Annotated in this window: 16 protein-coding genes; 12 read left to right on the plus strand and 4 right to left on the minus strand. The window is 69.6% G+C overall.

All coding sequences use genetic code 11. The features are described 5' to 3' along the window. Window positions 1–20: 20 nt before the first annotated feature. Window positions 21–1,466 (minus strand): helix-turn-helix domain-containing protein, encoded by a 1,446-nt coding sequence (locus tag KL788_RS04270; protein WP_293168811.1) that lies wholly within the window; start codon window positions 1,464–1,466, stop codon window positions 21–23. Window positions 1,467–1,614: 148 nt separating this feature from the next. Between KL788_RS04270 and KL788_RS04275 the strand changes: the two genes are divergently transcribed. Further along, complete coding sequence (locus tag KL788_RS04275; protein ID WP_293168813.1) at window positions 1,615–3,489, plus strand: phosphoenolpyruvate carboxykinase (GTP); 1,875 nt, start codon at window positions 1,615–1,617, stop codon at window positions 3,487–3,489. 13 nt (window positions 3,490–3,502) lie between these two features. Here KL788_RS04275 and KL788_RS04280 read toward each other — a convergent pair whose 3' ends face one another. Beyond that, window positions 3,503–4,057: a hypothetical protein gene (locus tag KL788_RS04280; protein ID WP_293168815.1), complete on the minus strand. Its 555-nt coding sequence runs from the start codon at window positions 4,055–4,057 to the stop codon at window positions 3,503–3,505. A 186-nt stretch (window positions 4,058–4,243) separates the two neighbouring features. Here KL788_RS04280 and KL788_RS04285 point away from each other — a divergent pair, with 186 nt between their 5' ends. The 10 genes from KL788_RS04285 to KL788_RS04330 all read left to right on the plus strand — a co-directional run bounded on the left by KL788_RS04285 (window position 4,244) and on the right by KL788_RS04330 (window position 13,717). Further along, entirely contained in the window at window positions 4,244–4,774 is a 531-nt protein-coding gene (locus KL788_RS04285; protein ID WP_293168817.1) for a sigma-70 family RNA polymerase sigma factor, read from the plus strand. After that, on the plus strand, window positions 4,758–5,492 hold the full coding sequence (locus KL788_RS04290; RefSeq protein ID WP_293168819.1) for a hypothetical protein: 735 nt from the start codon (window positions 4,758–4,760) through the stop codon (window positions 5,490–5,492). Before KL788_RS04285 ends, KL788_RS04290 begins: the two co-directional genes overlap by 17 nt. Before the next feature lie 81 nt (window positions 5,493–5,573). Further along, entirely contained in the window at window positions 5,574–7,649 is a 2,076-nt protein-coding gene (locus KL788_RS04295) for a TPM domain-containing protein (RefSeq protein ID WP_293168821.1), read from the plus strand. A 60-nt stretch (window positions 7,650–7,709) separates the two neighbouring features. After that, entirely contained in the window at window positions 7,710–8,444 is a 735-nt protein-coding gene (locus KL788_RS04300; RefSeq protein WP_293168823.1) for a PspA/IM30 family protein, read from the plus strand. A 9-nt stretch (window positions 8,445–8,453) separates the two neighbouring features. After that, entirely contained in the window at window positions 8,454–9,515 is a 1,062-nt protein-coding gene (locus tag KL788_RS04305) for a heparan-alpha-glucosaminide N-acetyltransferase domain-containing protein (protein WP_293168825.1), read from the plus strand. Then, a complete protein-coding gene (locus KL788_RS04310; protein WP_293168827.1) occupies window positions 9,512–10,357 on the plus strand; it encodes an arginase family protein in 846 nt (281 codons plus the stop codon). Before KL788_RS04305 ends, KL788_RS04310 begins: the two co-directional genes overlap by 4 nt. Before the next feature lie 49 nt (window positions 10,358–10,406). Beyond that, a complete protein-coding gene (locus KL788_RS04315; protein ID WP_293168829.1) occupies window positions 10,407–11,204 on the plus strand; it encodes a crotonase/enoyl-CoA hydratase family protein in 798 nt (265 codons plus the stop codon). A 4-nt stretch (window positions 11,205–11,208) separates the two neighbouring features. Then, window positions 11,209–12,666, plus strand: a complete 1,458-nt coding sequence (locus KL788_RS04320; RefSeq protein ID WP_293168831.1) for a dihydrolipoyl dehydrogenase family protein — start codon at window positions 11,209–11,211, stop codon at window positions 12,664–12,666. Next, on the plus strand, window positions 12,663–13,091 hold the full coding sequence (locus KL788_RS04325; RefSeq protein WP_293168833.1) for a hypothetical protein: 429 nt from the start codon (window positions 12,663–12,665) through the stop codon (window positions 13,089–13,091). The genes KL788_RS04320 and KL788_RS04325 overlap by 4 nt, the downstream gene beginning before the upstream one ends. A 35-nt stretch (window positions 13,092–13,126) precedes the next feature. Next, a complete protein-coding gene (locus KL788_RS04330) occupies window positions 13,127–13,717 on the plus strand; it encodes a hypothetical protein (protein WP_293168834.1) in 591 nt (196 codons plus the stop codon). A gap of 4 nt (window positions 13,718–13,721) precedes the next feature. On the opposite strand, the gene KL788_RS04335 is transcribed toward KL788_RS04330, so the two are convergent. Then, a complete protein-coding gene (locus tag KL788_RS04335; protein WP_293168835.1) occupies window positions 13,722–15,185 on the minus strand; it encodes an amidase in 1,464 nt (487 codons plus the stop codon). 169 nt (window positions 15,186–15,354) lie between these two features. Between KL788_RS04335 and KL788_RS04340 the strand changes: the two genes are divergently transcribed. Continuing rightward, entirely contained in the window at window positions 15,355–15,969 is a 615-nt protein-coding gene (locus tag KL788_RS04340) for a hypothetical protein (protein WP_293168837.1), read from the plus strand. Between the two features lie 12 nt (window positions 15,970–15,981). On the opposite strand, the gene KL788_RS04345 is transcribed toward KL788_RS04340, so the two are convergent. Continuing rightward, window positions 15,982–16,569: a GNAT family N-acetyltransferase gene (locus KL788_RS04345; protein WP_293168839.1), complete on the minus strand. Its 588-nt coding sequence runs from the start codon at window positions 16,567–16,569 to the stop codon at window positions 15,982–15,984. Window positions 16,570–16,579: the final 10 nt, after the last annotated feature.

Consider the following 16,579-nt stretch of genomic DNA (forward strand, 5'->3'; position numbering starts at 1 on the left):
CCTCCGCGGCCAGGGCAGGGTCAGTCGCGGTCAGATGGCGACTGCGCGTGGGCATCCAGGAATCGATAGAGCTCTTGATCGTCGACGCCCGGAAACGTGCCGCTCGGCAACGGAGACAGGATGTGCGCGTGCAGCTTCGCGCTCGTCCAGACTTTGCCCTGCCAGCGATCGGCGAGCTCTCCGTCGGGGCGGCGGCAGCATGACGGGTCGGGGCACGTCGAGCGATGACGGTTGACCGTGTCGCGCCCACGAAACCACTTCGAGTCGGCGAAGGGCACGCCGACCGTGATCGAGAACTCGTCGGCGGTGCCGGAGCCGATCTGCGTCGACTCCCAGAACGTGCCCTCCGGGGTGTCGGTGTATTGGTAGTACTCGGTCGTGCGGTTGGTGCGCGCGAAGGCCGCCCGGGCGCTCCAGCGGCGGCAGACCAACTGACCCTCGGTCGACCCCGTCACGTCGACGGGCAGCCGTAGACCGTCGTTCTCATAAGCCTTGTAGACGGCGCCGTCGCCGCCGACGCGCATGAAGTGCACGGTGAGATCGAGGTGACGCGACGCGAGGTTGGTGAACCGCAGTGCCGCCGCCTCGTGGGTGACCCCAAAGGCGTCGCGGAAGTCTTCGACCGCGATGTTTCGCTCGGCCTTCGCCTGGGTGAGGAAGGCCACTGACTGGTCGCGAGGCATGAGGCAGGCCGCCGCGAAGTAGTTGATCTCGAGGCGCTGCCGCAAGAACTCGGCATAGCTGCGGGGAACCTCGTGGTTCAGCAGACGGTGGGCGATGGCCTGCAGCGCCATCGAGCGCAGACCGTGCCCGCCCGGAATCGACGCCGGCGGCAAGTAGATGCGGCCGTTGTCGAGGTCGGTCACCGATCGAGCCGAATGCGGCAGGTCGTTGACGTAGACGAGCTCGAAGCCGAGGGTCTGCGCCATGAGGCCGACCTCGCGATGGGTGAGGGCACCGCTGACGTGACCCGATTCGGCAACGACCTGCTGCGCGAGCTCTTCAATCTCGGGCAAGTAATTGTCGAGCGTGCGCATCTGCAGGCGCTGCGCCGTGTTCGCGCGGCGAGCCTCTTCAGGCGTCGCGATCGCCTGGCGCTCGCGGTCGAGCAGAGCACGGTGCAGGCCGACGATCGACTCGAGCACGTCGTCGGGCATCGAACGGCCCGCTCGCACCACGGGCAGGCCGAGCGCCGCATAGTGCGCCGCGCGCTGCGCCTTCTCGAGCTCGATCTCGAGCGCCGCACGGGGTGACGGCGGGGCAGAGTCGAGCAGATCGCCGAGCGCGACGTCGAGAGCATCGGCGATCGATGTCAGCAGGGTGACGCGCGGTTCACGACGGCCGTTCTCCATGAGCGACAGCTGACTTCCGGCCACGCCGACCCTTTCGCCGAGCTGGTCGAGCGTGAGCCCGGCGGCCGAACGGTAGTGGCGAATGCGCTGACCGAGGGTGACGAGATCGCTCATGCCTTGACGATAGCGAAAGAACACGTTTTCTTTCCAGTCGAACTCGCGATAACCACTCCTCTCGCACGCTCATGATGAAGACACAGCAGTTTTCTTCACTGACTGCGGCACTGCACGACCACACGAACCGATGTACTGGGAGACGAGCATGACGCTGATCGATCGACCCGCCCTGGCCACCACGACCGACTCGGAGACCGCCGACGCGGCTGCCTCTCGTGCAGAGCGCTCGTACCCCGCCGAGGTGTCGACCTGGGTCGACGGCCTCGTTGAGCACCTGCAGCCCGCCGCCGTGCACTGGGTCGACGGTTCGACCCGCGAGCGCCACGACCTGCTGCAACTGCTCGTGACCAACGGCACGATCGAGCAGCTCAATCCTGACCTGCGCCCCTACTCGTTCCTCGCCAGGTCGGCCGAGAGCGATGTCGCCCGGCTCGAGAGCCGCACCTTCATCTGTACTGACGATCCGGCCGATGCGGGCCCCACCAACAACTGGCGCGAGCCGGCCGAGATGCGCGCCGAGCTCGAGGGCGTCTTCCGCGGCGCCATGCGCGGCCGCACGATGTACGTCGTGCCGTTCGCCATGGGCCCGATCGGCTCGCCGATGGCCCGCTTCGGAGTGCAGGTCACCGATTCGCCTTACGTCGTCGTGAGCATCGGGACAATGACCCGCATGGGGGATGCTGCACTCGCGGCGATCGCGCGCGGAGCATCCTGGGTTCCGGCCGTGCACAGCGTCGGCGCACCGTTGGCTCCCGGTGAGGCCGACGTGCCCTGGCCCTGCAACGACACGAAGTACATCGTGCAGTTTCCGGCTACTCGTGAGATCTGGTCGTACGGCTCGGCCTACGGCGGCAACGCGATTCTCGCCAAGAAGGCCTACGCCCTGCGCATCGCCTCGGTCATGGCCCGCGACGAGGGGTGGCTCGCCGAGCACATGCTGCTCATCAAGGTGACTCCCCCTTCGGGCCGCGCGTACCACCTCGCTGCCGCCTTCCCGAGCGCGTGCGGCAAGACCAACATGGCCATGATGACCCCGAACCTGCCCGGCTGGAAGGTCGAGACCATCGGCGACGACATCGCCTGGCTGTGGATCGGCAGCGACGGCCGGCTGCGCGCCATCAACCCCGAGGCCGGATTCTTCGGCGTCGCGCCGGGAACCGGCGTGCGCACCAACCCGACCGCCGTCGACGCCCTCTGGGGCAACACGATCTTCACGAACGTCGCCCGCACCGATGATGGCGACGTGTGGTGGGAGGGCCTGAGTGACGACGCTCCGGCGCACCTCACCGACTGGCGCGGCGAGTCGTGGACTCCCGGCAGCGGAACCCCTGCCGCGCACCCGAACGCTCGATTCACCGTGTCAGCCCGTCAGTGCCCGAGCATCGCGGACGACTGGGATGACCCGGCAGGCGTCGTCATCGACGCCATCATCTTCGGCGGCCGCCGAGCCAGCAACGTGCCCTTGGTGGTAGAGGCGCGCGACTGGGATCACGGTGTCTTCATGGGCGCCACGATCGCTTCTGAGCAGACGGCGGCCGCCGAGGGCACTGTGGGCGAACTGCGCCGCGACCCGTTCGCGATGCTGCCGTTCGCCGGGTACAACATGGCCGACTACTTCGGCCACTGGCTCGACTTCGGGCGGCGTCTTCGCCGCTCGGCGCGGGTGCCGCGTGTGTTCCAGGTCAACTGGTTCCGCAAGGGTGCCGACGGCTCGTTCTTGTGGCCTGGGTTCGGCGACAACGCGCGCGTTCTCGAGTGGATGGTCGGGCGCCTCGACGGCACCCGCACGGCAGTCGACTCCCCGATAGGGTCGCTGCCTGCTCAGGGCGCGCTCAACGTCGACGGTCTCGACCTCGACGCCGACGCGCTGACCGAGCTCTTCCGGGTTGACCCCGAGGCGTTCTTGCACGAGGTCGACGACATCGAGTCGTTCTTCGCGACGTTCGGCGACCGCATGCCGAGCGAGCTCAGCCGCCAGCTCGACCTGCTGCGCACGCGCCTGCAGGCCGAGCTGGGCTGAGGTGAGCTGAGCGCTACTTGCGGTTGAGCAGGTAGGCGACGCCCGCGACCGCGAGGGCGAGAGACAGCAGGATCACCAGGATGTTGCCGCCGATCGCGACCCAGCCCAGGGTGACGAAGAGCCAGACCACGGCGAGCACGGCAGGCACGAAGAAGATCCAGCGTGCAATGCCTCGGGCGACGCCCTTCTGGTAGGCCACGATGGCACCGACGATCGCTCCGAGCGCGATCAGCACGATCGCTACCGTCGCGAGAACAGACGGCAGGGTGACGCCCGCGAAGCCCAACAGGGGTGCGAGCGCAAGCAGCAGGAAGCCGACGCCGAAGGCGACGAACCCGAGCTTGCCGAGCACCGAGCCACCGACGACGCCGTTCGAGCCGGTCTGACCGAACGCCAGCATGAAGCCGGCGACTGCCAGGGCGAGGTAGGCGATGATCGTCATCCACGTGCCGAGGGCTCCGCCGACCCCGGCGAGCGCCACGATGAGCCAGAGCACGCCGCCCAGAATGAGGCCTCCTCCGCCGAAGAGTCGCCAGTTTGCAGTGCGTTCGTTCACTCGTCCAGCCATGAGTATCTCCTTTAATGGGGGTGGTGGCGCCGACGTCACTGCCGCGGCGTCCGGCCACAGCGTTGCAGGATTCGGCCGAGAAAGAAACCGCGCCACCCCAACGTTCCGAGAGCGCTCGTCGTCTGAGACAGTGAGAGCAGTGCAGGATTCCGCGCCCCGCGCGGATGACGAGAGAGGATCCACCACGTGGCGCAGACCGCCGGTGCGGGATGGCAAAACGTGCTCGCGACACTCGTCGCCGAGCGCGGAGACGCCCTCACGCGCTACGCCTACGTGCTGTGCGGAGACCCCGATGATGCTGCCGATCTCGTGCAAGCCGGACTCGTCGCGACATTCGGGCGCCTGCGCAACGGCTTCGCGATCGACCGCGCTGAGGCCTACGTGCGTACGGCGATCGCGAGCGCCTACATCGACCGCGGCCGCCGCGCGTCGCGCTGGCGGGCGACGGCGCACTTGCATGTCGCGAGAGACGCGATCGAGTCGCCCGATGCCAGCGCCGAACGCCGCATCGATCTCAAGAAGCAACTCGCAGGGCTGAGCCCGCGCGAGCGCGCGTGCGTCGTACTGCGGTACTACGGCGATCAGAAGGTCGACGACATCGCGGCCGAACTGGGCATCAGCTCGGGGGCGGTCAAGCGCTATCTGAGCGACGGTCTCTCCAAACTTGCCACGGCTCTCACCGAACCCGGAAGGGAGCACCATGGCCAGCTTCGATGACCTGGGGCAGGCATTGCGCGACGACGCCGCCGCCAACGCACCCCGAGCATCCGCCATCGACGTGGATGCTGTGACGCGCGCCGCCCGCGCCCGACGTCGACCGCGCCAGTGGGCGGTCGGCACGCTCTCGGTCGTCGCCGTGCTGGGCGTCGGCGGCCTCGCGGTCGCCGCCGTGGCCCCGCCGGTGCTCATTGCCGCGAGCGAGTCGGCCGACCTCGAGGCGGGCATGGCCGAGGGCGGAGCGGCCCCTCTCGCCGACGGCGCGGACGAGCGGACGACGGGCCCCGACCTTGCTGACATCGTGGCCTGCGGCGCGGCACCGCTGCCGCTCGAGATCGACGACTCAGCCCTGGCCCTCGAGCTGCGCATCGCCACGACGGTCGCGGCCGATGCCGGGCCGATCGACGCGATCGCCGTGCTGGTGAATCGGGGCGACGACGCGATGACCCTGCTGACGGCCGCGACGGCCGTCGCCGTGCTCACACAGAACGGCGCGGTCGTCGGAGTCGAGCTGCCCCGAGACGGCGCTGCCCTCGAACTCGACCTCGCGCCGGGCGAGTCGTACGAACTGCCGATGGTGATCTCGACGCTCGCCTGCCGAGGCTCCGCGTCTGAGTCGCTTGCCCCGGGCGCCTACGGTGTCGTCGCGGTGCTCGAGATGGTGTCAGGACCGACTGCGCTCGTCGTCGCGGAACCCGTCGAGATCCGGCTCGACTGAGCTCACCGTGCTCACGAGTCGAGAAACAGTCGACCCGCCGCCACTTCTGCTGGCTAGAATCGCGGCACGACGCGCGGCGGAGTGACACTCGGCTCTGCGCGGTCGACCCGATCGACGAAGGGCACCTCGATGGCGGCACGCTGGCACCGTTCGACTTCCACGGCGTCGCGCGTGCAGCGCAGTGGCGCGATCCTCGCCCTCTCGAGCGCCCTGCTACTCGGCGCCGCGACTCCCGCCCTCGCCGCGCCGCCGGTCGATCTGGCGGGCGCCTATGTGGTCGACGAGGCCGGAGTGCTCGGCAGCGATCTCTCGCGCGTCGAATCAGCGATCGATCGGCTCTTTGAGGCCTCGGGAGCGGGCCTGTACATCATCGTCGTCGATCGTTTCGAGGGATCGGCCGACGCGCTCGCCTGGGCAGACGCGTCGGCCGCGATCTCAGGACTCGGAGATCGGGATGCTCTGCTCGCGATTGCCGTCGACGATCGTGAGTACGCCACGAGCGTCGGTGTCACGTTTCCGGCGAGTGACGCACAGCTCGAGACTGCCGAGACGGATGCTCTGATTCCCGAGCTGCGCAACGACAACTGGGCGGCGGGCATCATCGCCTACGCCGACAGCTTGACGGCAGCGACGGGCGATGGCTCCTCCGGCGGCGATGACAGCAGTAGCACCGGCGGCATTCCGATCGTGCCGATCGTGCTGGGCGCGGGCGGCATCGGCGCGGCCTGGTTCTTCATCGCTCGCGCACGGCGCAAGAAGAACCCGGTGACGGCGGCCGTCGACGCGCAGTCGACCGCCGAGCTCGACCAGACAGCGTCGCGCCGACTCGTGCAGGTTGACGACGCGCTCACGACGAGCGAGCAGGAGCTCGGTTTCGCCGAGGCGCAGTTCGGTACTGCGCCGACCGAAGGCTTCCGTTCCGCTCTGACGCAAGCGAAGGCGCTCGTCGCCGATGCCTTCCGCGTGCGCCGCGAACTCGACGATGAGAACCCCGAGACTGACGAGCAGAAGCGCGAAGCGCTGCTGCGCATCGTCGCGGCGTGCGACGAGGCCGACGACCTGATCGAAGCGCAAGAAGACGCCTTCGACGCCCTGCGCGACGTCGAGAAAGACTTGCCGGCGGCGCTGGCCGCAGCGACGAGCGCCCGCGATGCGGCGCCCGCCGCTCTCACCGCGGCCGAAGCAACCGTGCGGCGGCTCACGGCCGAGTACAGCGCCGCCGCGATCGCGAGCGTGGTCGAGACCCCCGCGCAGGCGAAGCGGCTGCTCGAGCTCGCCGACACCGAACTCGCCGAGGCGACGGCGCGGCAGCAGGCGGGCGAGTCGAGCGAGGCAGCGGTCGACGTGCGGTCAGCGCAACTCGCGCTCGCGCAGCTCACGAGCGCCACGGCCGCCGTCGAGCGTCTTGCCGCCGACCTCGGTGAGGCGCGCACCGCGGTGGCCGCGCAGAGCGACGACCTTCGCCAGGGCATCGCCAGCGCTGCCGCCCTGCCCGAGAGCGCGACGCTCGCGGGAGCGGTCGCCGCTGCAGAGTCGGCCTTGTCGAGCATCGACACGGGTGACCCGATCGCTGCCCTCGAACGACTGATCGCCGTCGACCGCGAGCTCGATGCGCAGTTGGCAGGCGCACGCGAAGAGAGTGAGCGGCGGGAGAAGGCTGAGGCGGCGCTCGACCGCACCCTTGCCTCGGCGCGCAGTCGCATTCTCAGCGCCACGGAGTACGTGACCTCGCACCGCGGAGCAGTCGGAGCCGACGCGCGCTCGAGACTCGCCGAAGCCCAGGCGCAAGAGCAGGTGGCCGCGAGCACTCGAGCGAGTGACCCCGTAGGCGCGCTCGCGGCTGCCCAGCGTGCTCTCGACCTTGCGGGTCTCGCCCTGAGCTCTGCCGAGAATGATGTGCGGGGCGCCATGGCCCCGAGCGGTCTCGTCGGCGGCTACGGCGGCGGCGGCCGCGGAGGCGGCGTCAGTGACGCGATCATCGGCGGCCTCATCGGCGGCTTGCTGAGTGGCGGCGGAGGATTCGGCGGCGGATCGAGCCGCCCGCGCTTCGGATCCAGCGGCGGATCGAGCAGCCGTCGCCCCTCCAGCGGCGGCAGCACGCGCCGTTCGTCGTCGTCGCGTTCGTCGGGCCGTCGCGGCGGCGGCGGCCGGTTCTGACCCGCTGCAGAGACCCCCAACGTTCCTCTTCCTGAGTCCACTGAGAGAAAGGCACCACCGATGTCCAAGCAGTCCATCTTCGGCCGCATCGCCCAGCTCGCGAAGGCCAACATCCACGCCCTGCTCGACTCGGCTGAAGACCCCGAGAAGATGCTCGACCAGATGGTGCGCGACTACACCTCGAGCATTCAAGAGGCCGAGGCCGCCATCGCCCAGACCATCGGCAACCTGCGCCTGCTCGAGCAGGACCACGCCGAAGACGTCGCCGCCGCGCAAGACTGGGGCCGCAAGGCTCTCGCCGCGAGCGCCAAGGCCGACGAACTGCGCACGGCCGGCAACACGGCCGACGCCGACAAGTTCGACAACCTCGCCAAGGTGGCCCTCGGCAAGCAGCTGCAGGCCGAGACCGAGGCGAAGACCGTCGAGCCGACGATCATCAACCAAAACGCGATCGTCGACCAGCTCAAGAGCGGCCTCGAGGCCATGAAGGGCAAGCTCGACCAGTTGCGGTCGCAGCGCGACCAGCTGATCGCCCGCGCCAAGATCGCTGATGCGCAGGCTCAGGTCATCGACGCCGTCGGCAGCATCGACATCATGGACCCGACGAGCGAGCTCGGCCGGTTCGAGGAGAAGATCCGGCGCGAAGAAGCCAAAGTCATGGGCCGTCAAGAGCTCGCCGCGTCGACGCTCGACGCGCAGTTCGAGTCGCTCGAGAACGTCGGCGTTGAGATCGAGGTCGAAGCGCGCCTCGCTGCGCTGAAGTCAGGGGCGTCGCAGCAGGCGCTCGGTCAGTAGTCAATGCCCGTGACGAGGTCGGGGCAGGCGCCCACCGGCGCGCTCGCCCCGACCGCGTCGGTGCGCTTCAGCGGCATCGATGCCGCTCGGGGGCTCGCCGTCATCGGCATGATGGCGGCCCACGTCTGGCCGCGTGACGATACCCAGGGTGAGCTTCTGGTCGACGGCCGCCCGTCGATGCTCTTCGCCGTCGTCGCGGGAGTCGCGCTCGGCATCGTGGCCGGCGGTGCCGACTGTGGGGCGGTGCCGCGCACGACGGCTCGGTGGCGCCTGGTCATTCGCGCCGCACTGCTCTTCACGCTGGGGCTGCTGCTCTGGATGCTCCCCAGCGGCATCGCTATCATCCTCGACTACTACGGGCTCATGTTTGCGCTGATGCTCCCCCTGCTCTTCCTGCCTCGACTCGCGCTCATCGGCGTCGGCGCGGCGCTGCTCGTCTCAGCACCGTTGCTGCGCGATGCCGTCATTGCCGACGGAGCGGCTCTCGACGAGCCCTGGGCGACCGCAAGCGAGTACCTGTTGACGGGGTACTACCCGGTGCTGCTCTGGTTGCCGCTACTCATCACAGGTCTGCTGTGCGCGCGGTCAGACCTCGCGGCAACGCGCACGCGGCTGCTGATGCTCACGCTCGGCGCACTGGCGAGCGTCGCGGGCTATGGAGCAGCCCTGGTGCTTCCCGAGGTGAGCGCCGAGGCCCACAGTTCTACGGTCGCCGAGCTGCTCGGCTCAGGCGGTCTCGCGGTCGCGGTCATCGCCCTCTCGCTTGTGCTGCTCGATCGACCGGGCACCTCACGGGCCCTCTCGATCGCCGCGCTCCCCCTCGTCAGCATCGGGCGCATGCCGCTCACGATCTACACCGGGCACGTGCTCGTGATCGCGGGCTTCGCCTCGCTGGGGCCCGCGGGTCTCTTCGAGCCCGAGGTGGGCATTCCGCTGTTCATGGGCTTGACCATTGCTGCTGTGCTCATTGCCGGGGCGTTCCAAGCGCTGCGCTTGCGAGGCCCCCTTGAGGCGGCGGTCTCCGGGCTTGCAGGGCTGGCCGGTCGTCGCGGTGCCACAATGGGCGCATGACCAGCAGCTTCGTCGTCGTTCCGCAGTGGCAGGGCTCGGGGTCGTCGCGCGCGATGCGTCTCGTCGACGGCGCGGAGAGCATCCGTCGGCAGCTTCCGAAGGCGGCGACGCACCTCGTCGATGCGCCTCTCGAAGCGGGCGATGCGGAGGGCACCGGCATTCTGCGGTACAGCTCGATCAGACTCGTGCGCGAGCGCCTGCAGCGCCAGCTGTCAGAGCTCGACGGCACCCCCATCGTCGTCGGCGGCGACTGCGGGGTCGAATACGGTGCGATCGAGCACGCTGCCAGGTCGGGGCGCGTCGTGCTGCTCTGGGCTGATGCGCATGCCGACCTGAACACGCCCGAGTCGTCGCCGAGCGGGGCTTTTCACGGCATGGTGCTGCGCGCTCTCATCGACGAGGGCATCGTCGATGCCGCCGACGTGCTGCTGCTGGGCGTGCGCGACCTCGACGATGCCGAGGCCGAGTTCATCGACTCTCGTGCGATGCGGCGCGTGAAGGCACAGGAGGTCGGCGCTGCTGTCGCTGACCGCGCCGCCGCCGCTCGAGAAAGCGGCCACGAACCGGTGCTCTACGTGCATGTCGACCTCGACGTGCTCGACCCCGCCGTCTTTGCGGGCGTGGGCTTTCCGGCGCCGTTCGGCATTGACCTCGCCTCGCTGACCCAGGCCGTCACCGATGCCCGTGCTGCTCTCGCGCTCGCGGGCGCTGGTCTCACCGAATATGCGCCGGCCCTCGTCGACGACGGCGACAGCGACATCGACGACGATGACGACGGGGAGTTCGCCTCTAGCGACGACCTCTCAGCGATTCTGCGCATCGTCGCCGCGCTCAGTCGCTGAGTCACAAACCCGCCGCATGGCCCATGGTCGCGTCGCTACGCTGTCGGGCATGACCGACACCGAGACACCTGCTCGCATCTCCGTCGAGCGCGACGGGCACGTGCTGCTCATCGGCCTCGACCGTGCCGACAAGCGCAACGCCGCCGACGTCGCCATGCTCGAGCAGCTGGCCCTGGCCTATGGCGAGCTCGACCGCGACCCCGACCTGCGCGTCGGCGTGGTCTTCGCGCACGGCGATCACTTCACGGGCGGGCTCGACCTCGCCGACGTTGTTCCGCGCATCGGCCCGAAGGGCCTCGCCATGGTGCCCGATGGCGGCATTCACCCCTGGGGCATGGACGGCACGCGCGTGCGCAAGCCCGTCGTGCTCGCGGTGCAGGGCACGTGCCTGACGCTCGGCGTCGAACTGGCTCTCGCGAGCGACATCGTCGTCGCCGCGAGCGACACCGTGTTCGCGCAGCTCGAAGTAGCGCGTGCGATTCTTCCGTTCGGCGGGGCGACGACGCGCTTCGCCGCTGCGGCTGGGTGGGGCAACGCCATGAAGTGGATGCTCACGGGCGACAGGTTCGACGCCGTTGAGGCGCACCGCATGGGCCTCGTGCAGGAGGTCGTGGCGCCGGGAGAGCAGCTCTCGCGCGCTCGCGAGCTGGCCGGTCGGATCGCGGCGCAGGCTCCCCTGGCCGTGCAGGCGACGCTCGCGAACGCGCGACTCGCGGTGCGAGACGGCGAGGCGGCCGCCGAGGCTCAGCTGCCGGGCGAGCTCGTGCGCCTCATGCAGACTGAGGATGCGCGCATCGGCATGCAGGCTTTTCTCACTCGCACCGACCCGGAGTTCGTGGGACGGTAGGCGCATGCGCCCGCTTACGACCACCGCCCACACCGAACACGCGCCGCGAGATGAGTACGACCTCGTCGTGATCGGGGCCGGGGCGGTCGGCGAGAACGTCGCCGACCGTGCGGTGCAGGGCGGGCTGAGTGTGCTCATCGTCGAGAGCGAGCTCGTCGGCGGCGAGTGCTCGTACTGGGCCTGCATGCCGTCGAAGGCGCTGCTGCGTGCCGGCAGCGTGCTGCGCGCCGCTCACGCGGTGCCGGGCGTGCGCGCCGCGATCACAGGCGGCATCGACGCCGAGGCTGTGCTCGCGAGCCGGGACGACGTCGCGAGCCACTGGAACGACGCCGGCCAGGTGCGCTGGCTGCAGAAGGCGGGCATCGCGCTGGCCCGCGGCCATGCGCGGCTCGACCGCGAGCGCCGCGTCATCATCACCGCTTCCGACGGTGCCACTCGTACGGTGACGGCGACCCACGCCGTCGCGATCTGCACCGGCAGCACGGCGGCCATGCCGCCCATCGACGGGCTCGAGGCCGCTCGCCCGTGGACCTCGCGCGAGATCACGAGCACCGAGGCAATTCCCGCGCGCCTCGCCATCATCGGTGGCGGCGTCGTCGGGTGCGAGATGGCGACCGCCTTCACGAGTCTCGGCAGCGCCGTCACCCTGCTGGCCCGCAGCGGGCTGCTGGCGGGCGTGGAGGAGTTCGCGGGCGAGGCCGTCGCCGAGCGGCTGCGCGCCGACGGAGCCGAGGTGCTGCTCAGCACGAGCCCCGAGCACGTCGAGCGCAGGGCCGACGGCACCGTCGCCCTGACTCTGCCGGGCGGCCGCGCGCTCGAGGTCGACGAGGTCGTCGTCGCGACGGGTCGCGCGCCCGTGACGGGTGACCTCGGGCTCGAGACCATCGGGCTCGAGCCCGGCACGTGGCTCGACGTCGATGACACCCTGCAGGTGCGTGGCTACGACTGGCTCTATGCCGTCGGCGACGTCAACCACCGGGCACTGCTCACCCACCAGGGCAAGTACCAGGCCCGAGCGGCGGGAGACGTGATCGCGGCGCGCGCGAGCGGAGCATCCGTCGACGACGCACCGTGGGGTGCGCACGTGGCAACGGCGGACCACGACGCGGTGCCGCAAGTGACCTTCACGAGCCCCGAGGTGGCGAGCGTCGGGCTCACGGCGCAGCAGGCCGAGGCGAAGGGCGTGCGCACGCGAGTGGTCGACTACGAGCTCGGCTGGCTCGCCGGGGCGACCGTGCACGGCGACGACTACCGCGGCACGGCCCGCATGGTGGTCGACGAAGACCGCGGCGTCATCGTCGGGTTCACCCTCGTCGGCGACGACGTCGGCGAGCTGCTGCACGCCGCCACGATCGCCATCGTCGGCGAGGTTCCGATCTCGCGACTGTGGCACGCCGTGCCCTCGTACCCGACGCTCAGCGAGATCTGGTTGCGGCTGCTCGAGGGCTACGGGCGGCCGTGACCGCTGCCTCTGCGCCGCGGAAGAGTAGGGCGGCACGTGCTGTCGACCGCCTGGCGCGCAACCGCGTCGTGCGTGCCGTCGGCCTGCACCCGGTGGTCGCGCGCCCCGGCTATTGGTTCGCGACCGCGGCGGGCGTCTCGTGGGGGGCCCTGCTCGGCGGTTTCAGGGTGTCGAAGCGCGGTGGAGTGATCGTCTGCGCAGGTCTGCCGCGCTGGGCCTTCGGGCGAGGAGGCACCACCATCGGCGCGGCCTACCTGACGCGCGACAACACCGCCGACACCGTGCTCGAGCACGAGGCCGTGCATCGTGCGCAGTGGAAGAGATACGGCCTCGCCTTCATTCCGCTCTACCTCGCCGCCGGGCGCGACGCGAAACGCAACCGCTTCGAAGTGGAGGCCGGACTCGACAAGGGCGGCTATCGCTAGTGCGCAAAGCCCTCGCGAAGCGCTACCCTGCGGGCATGCGCCGATGGATGCTCGTACCTGCCGTGGTCATACTTCTCGCGCTCTCCGGGTGCGCGCCCGAGACCGAGCCCGACGCGGAGCCCAGTGCGGAACCAAGTGCGATCGAACCCTCCGCGTCGAGCGAGCCCGCCCCCGAGCCCATCGTGCTGCCTGGCTGCGATGACATCTACTCGCCTGCCCTGGTAGCAGCACTTGAGGGTGAAGGCCGCACCTCGGAAGGCGACGTGAGCACACCGGGAGGCGGCGGGTGGGGAACCTTTGACGTCGGCATTGAGACGATCCTCGCCGCGATCGACGCTCGCGTGAGTTGCACCTGGATTCTCCCCGCCAGCGAGAGCGGCTCGACGACGTCGATTGCCGTGCTCGACGGTGTCTCACGCACCGCTCTCATCGCGGCCCTCGCGGGCGCCGGATTCACGGCGTCGACCACTCCCAGCGGCGATCTCTACACGCTCGCGGTCGAAGAAGAGTTCATCACTTACACCGAGGCTCACCTACTCACCTCAGACCTGTGGTTCGGAAGCGCCTATAGCTTCGGTGACGCCACGGTGCTGACCCTCGACGCAGCAGCCGAGCTGCTGCCGTAACGACTCACCACTGAGGCGGATGGATGCGCGCCGTTTCCCGCGACCGCTCCCACTGAGCGCCGAGCGCCAGCAGCGTGGCTTCGCCGCCGGGCCGGCCGATGAGCTGCACGCCCATGGGCAGCCCCGGCTGCTTTGATCCTTCGGGCGTGAGCCCGACCGGCAGAGTGAGAGCGGGCAGCCCTGCCACGTTCACGAAGCTCGTGAAGGGGGTGTACTGCACCTGCTGCGTGAAGTTGCGTTCAGCATCCGTGGCGTCGTACCAGCCGACGGGCCGAGGTGTCATGGCGACCGCGGGTGTCAGCACGGCGTCGAACCGCGAGAGTTGCGCGATGATGCGGCGCTCGAAGCCCGCGAGCCAGACGAGCGCCTCGGCGAGCGTCTCGGCCGACAGTGCGCGGCCCTGGCCGACGAGCCAGGCGGTGAGCGGTTCGAGCAGGGCGAGCTCGTCAGGGGTGCGGGCAGGAATGCGGGATGCTCCCGCCATCCACACCGCCCTGAAGTGCTGCGCGTAGTCGGGTTCGGGGTCGAGCACCACGGGCTCAAGGCCGTGCCCGAGGGCACCGAACCCCGCGACCGCTTCGTCGAGCGCCCACTGAGCTTCGGGGTCGAGCGCGAGGTCGACCGAGGCTTCCCAGGGCGAGCTCGTGGTGACGCCGAGCTGAAAACGACCCTCACCGCGCACCGCTGCGCCGAGCAGCGGCCCGCTGTGCGGGTGCGGCGCACCCGAGGCCACGGGAGGGTCGATCGGCGCACGCGTGGCGAATGGCCAGGTCACCGCCGTCGTCAGCGCGTCGAGCATGAGGGCGGCGTCGGCGACTGTGCGAGCGAGGGGTCCGGCGACGACGAGGCCCGCGAGATGCTCAAGCCCGCTGCCCGCCGGCACACGACCGCGCGAGGGCTTGAGCCCGACGAGCCCGCATGCCGCGGCGGGAATACGAATGCTGCCGCCGCCATCGCTGCCGGGCGCGACTGCCAGAAGGCCCGCCGCGACGGCCGCGGCTGCTCCCCCGCTCGAGCCTCCCGCGCCGCGCGTCAGGTCGTAGGGGGTTCGCGCGGCCGGTGCCACGAGGCTCTCGGTATACGAGGGCAGGCCGAACTCGGGCGCCGCGGTGGCGCCGAGGCTGATGGCGCCCGCGCTATCGAGGTGGCGCACGAGATCGTCGTCGTCGGTCGGCACGTGGTCGGCGAAGAGGCGCGAGCCGAAGGTCGTGCGCTGCCCTGCGCGACGCACGAGCTCTTTATCGGCGATCGGGATGCCCCACAGGGGAGCCGTCATCGCCGCGAGTCTCGGCAGCGCGTCGGCCCGGTCGAGCGCGCGATCACCGTCGACGACGGTCAGGGCCCCGATGCTCGGGTTGAGGCGCTCGATGCGCCGCAGATAGTGCTCGACGAGTTCTCGAGGTGTGATGCGGCCGCTGTGCAGCCACTCCCCTTGCTCGAGGGCGGTGAGGTGGTGCAATTCGAACACCTTTCGAGCCTAGGCGCACCTCGATGCCGGGGCCGCTGCCGAGTCGCGCACGGCACCCGCGTATCGATTGCACAACGAACGCCCCCGTGCCCGCCTGCGGGGCCCAAAACACGACGATTCCGTGACCTTCGACTGCTAGATTCGCGGCATTCACCACCAGAGGAGCACCATGTTCGCGCACCGCCTGCTCACCGGCTCTGCCGTCGTCGCGCTCGTCATCGCGCTGTCAGCCTGCGCAGCCGAAGAAGAGCCCATGGCCGAGCCCGAGACGCCTGAGCCGGTGCCCACCGTCGTCGAGTCAGAAACCCCCGAGCCGACCCCGCTCGCGTTCGTCATGCCCTCCGACTGCACGACGATCCTGCCGCAAGAGCGACTCGACTCGTTCGCCGAGCAGAACCTCGAGCTGCTGGGAGGCCCGGGCAGCCTCTACGGCGACGACTACTTCTTCGACCCGACGCCCGAGCAATTCGTCGGCGGCATCAGCTGCGTCTATGCCGAAGACGGCACCGATCTCTCGAGCCTGCTCGTGAGTGTCGCGCCGATCACTGCCGCCACGCGCGCCGGCGTCGTCAACGACCTGGCCAACCAGGGTCTCAACGAAAACACGACCGACGAGGGCGCCGTCACCTACAGCCAGTTCGGCGACGAGGCTGCGGCGCCGGCGATCTACAACATCATCCGCGACGACAGCTGGATCTCGGTGATCAGCGCCTTCGGCGGCCAGGTGTTCTACGACGAGGCTGTCATGATCGCCGACGAGGTCGCCGGCGAGGTCTACCAGTAGCAGTAGCGCGGCTCAGCGCTGTTTCTTGAGTGACTTCTGCATCATCACGACGCCGAGCCAGCGACCGAACTTGAAGCCGACGCGGCCCATCGTGCCGGTCTGTCGAAAGCCGAAGCGCTCGTGCAGCGCGATCGAGGCCTCGGCGCCCCTGTCGGCGATGACCGCGATCACCTCTTTGACCCCCGCATCGCGCGATCGATCGAGCAGCTCGCGCATGAGCTCACGCCCGATGCCCTTGCCCGTCGAGGCCGGACCGAGGTAGATCGAGTTCTCGACCGTGAACCGGTACGCCGCCTTCTCCTTCCACGGATACACGTAGGCGAACCCCAGAATGACGTCGTTGGGCGAGACGGCGACCAGAAACGGATACCCGAGCTCGCGCACTTTCGCGTACTTCGCGCGCAGCCCGCGAAGACTCCAGGGCGACTCGTCGAAGGTGACGGTCGAGTTCGCCACATAGTGGTTGTAGATCTCGCGAATGTGGGGAAGATCGCGGGCTTCGGCTTCACGCACGCGGAAGGCGAAGGGGGTCTCGGGCTCAGGCCTGCGCTGCAGGTGGCGGGGCGGGCGGCGCCGCTCGAGGTACTCGTCTTCGAGCATCCCGCCTCCT

Source organism: Microcella sp., from assembly GCF_019739195.1.
Lineage (GTDB): Bacteria > Actinomycetota > Actinomycetes > Actinomycetales > Microbacteriaceae > Microcella.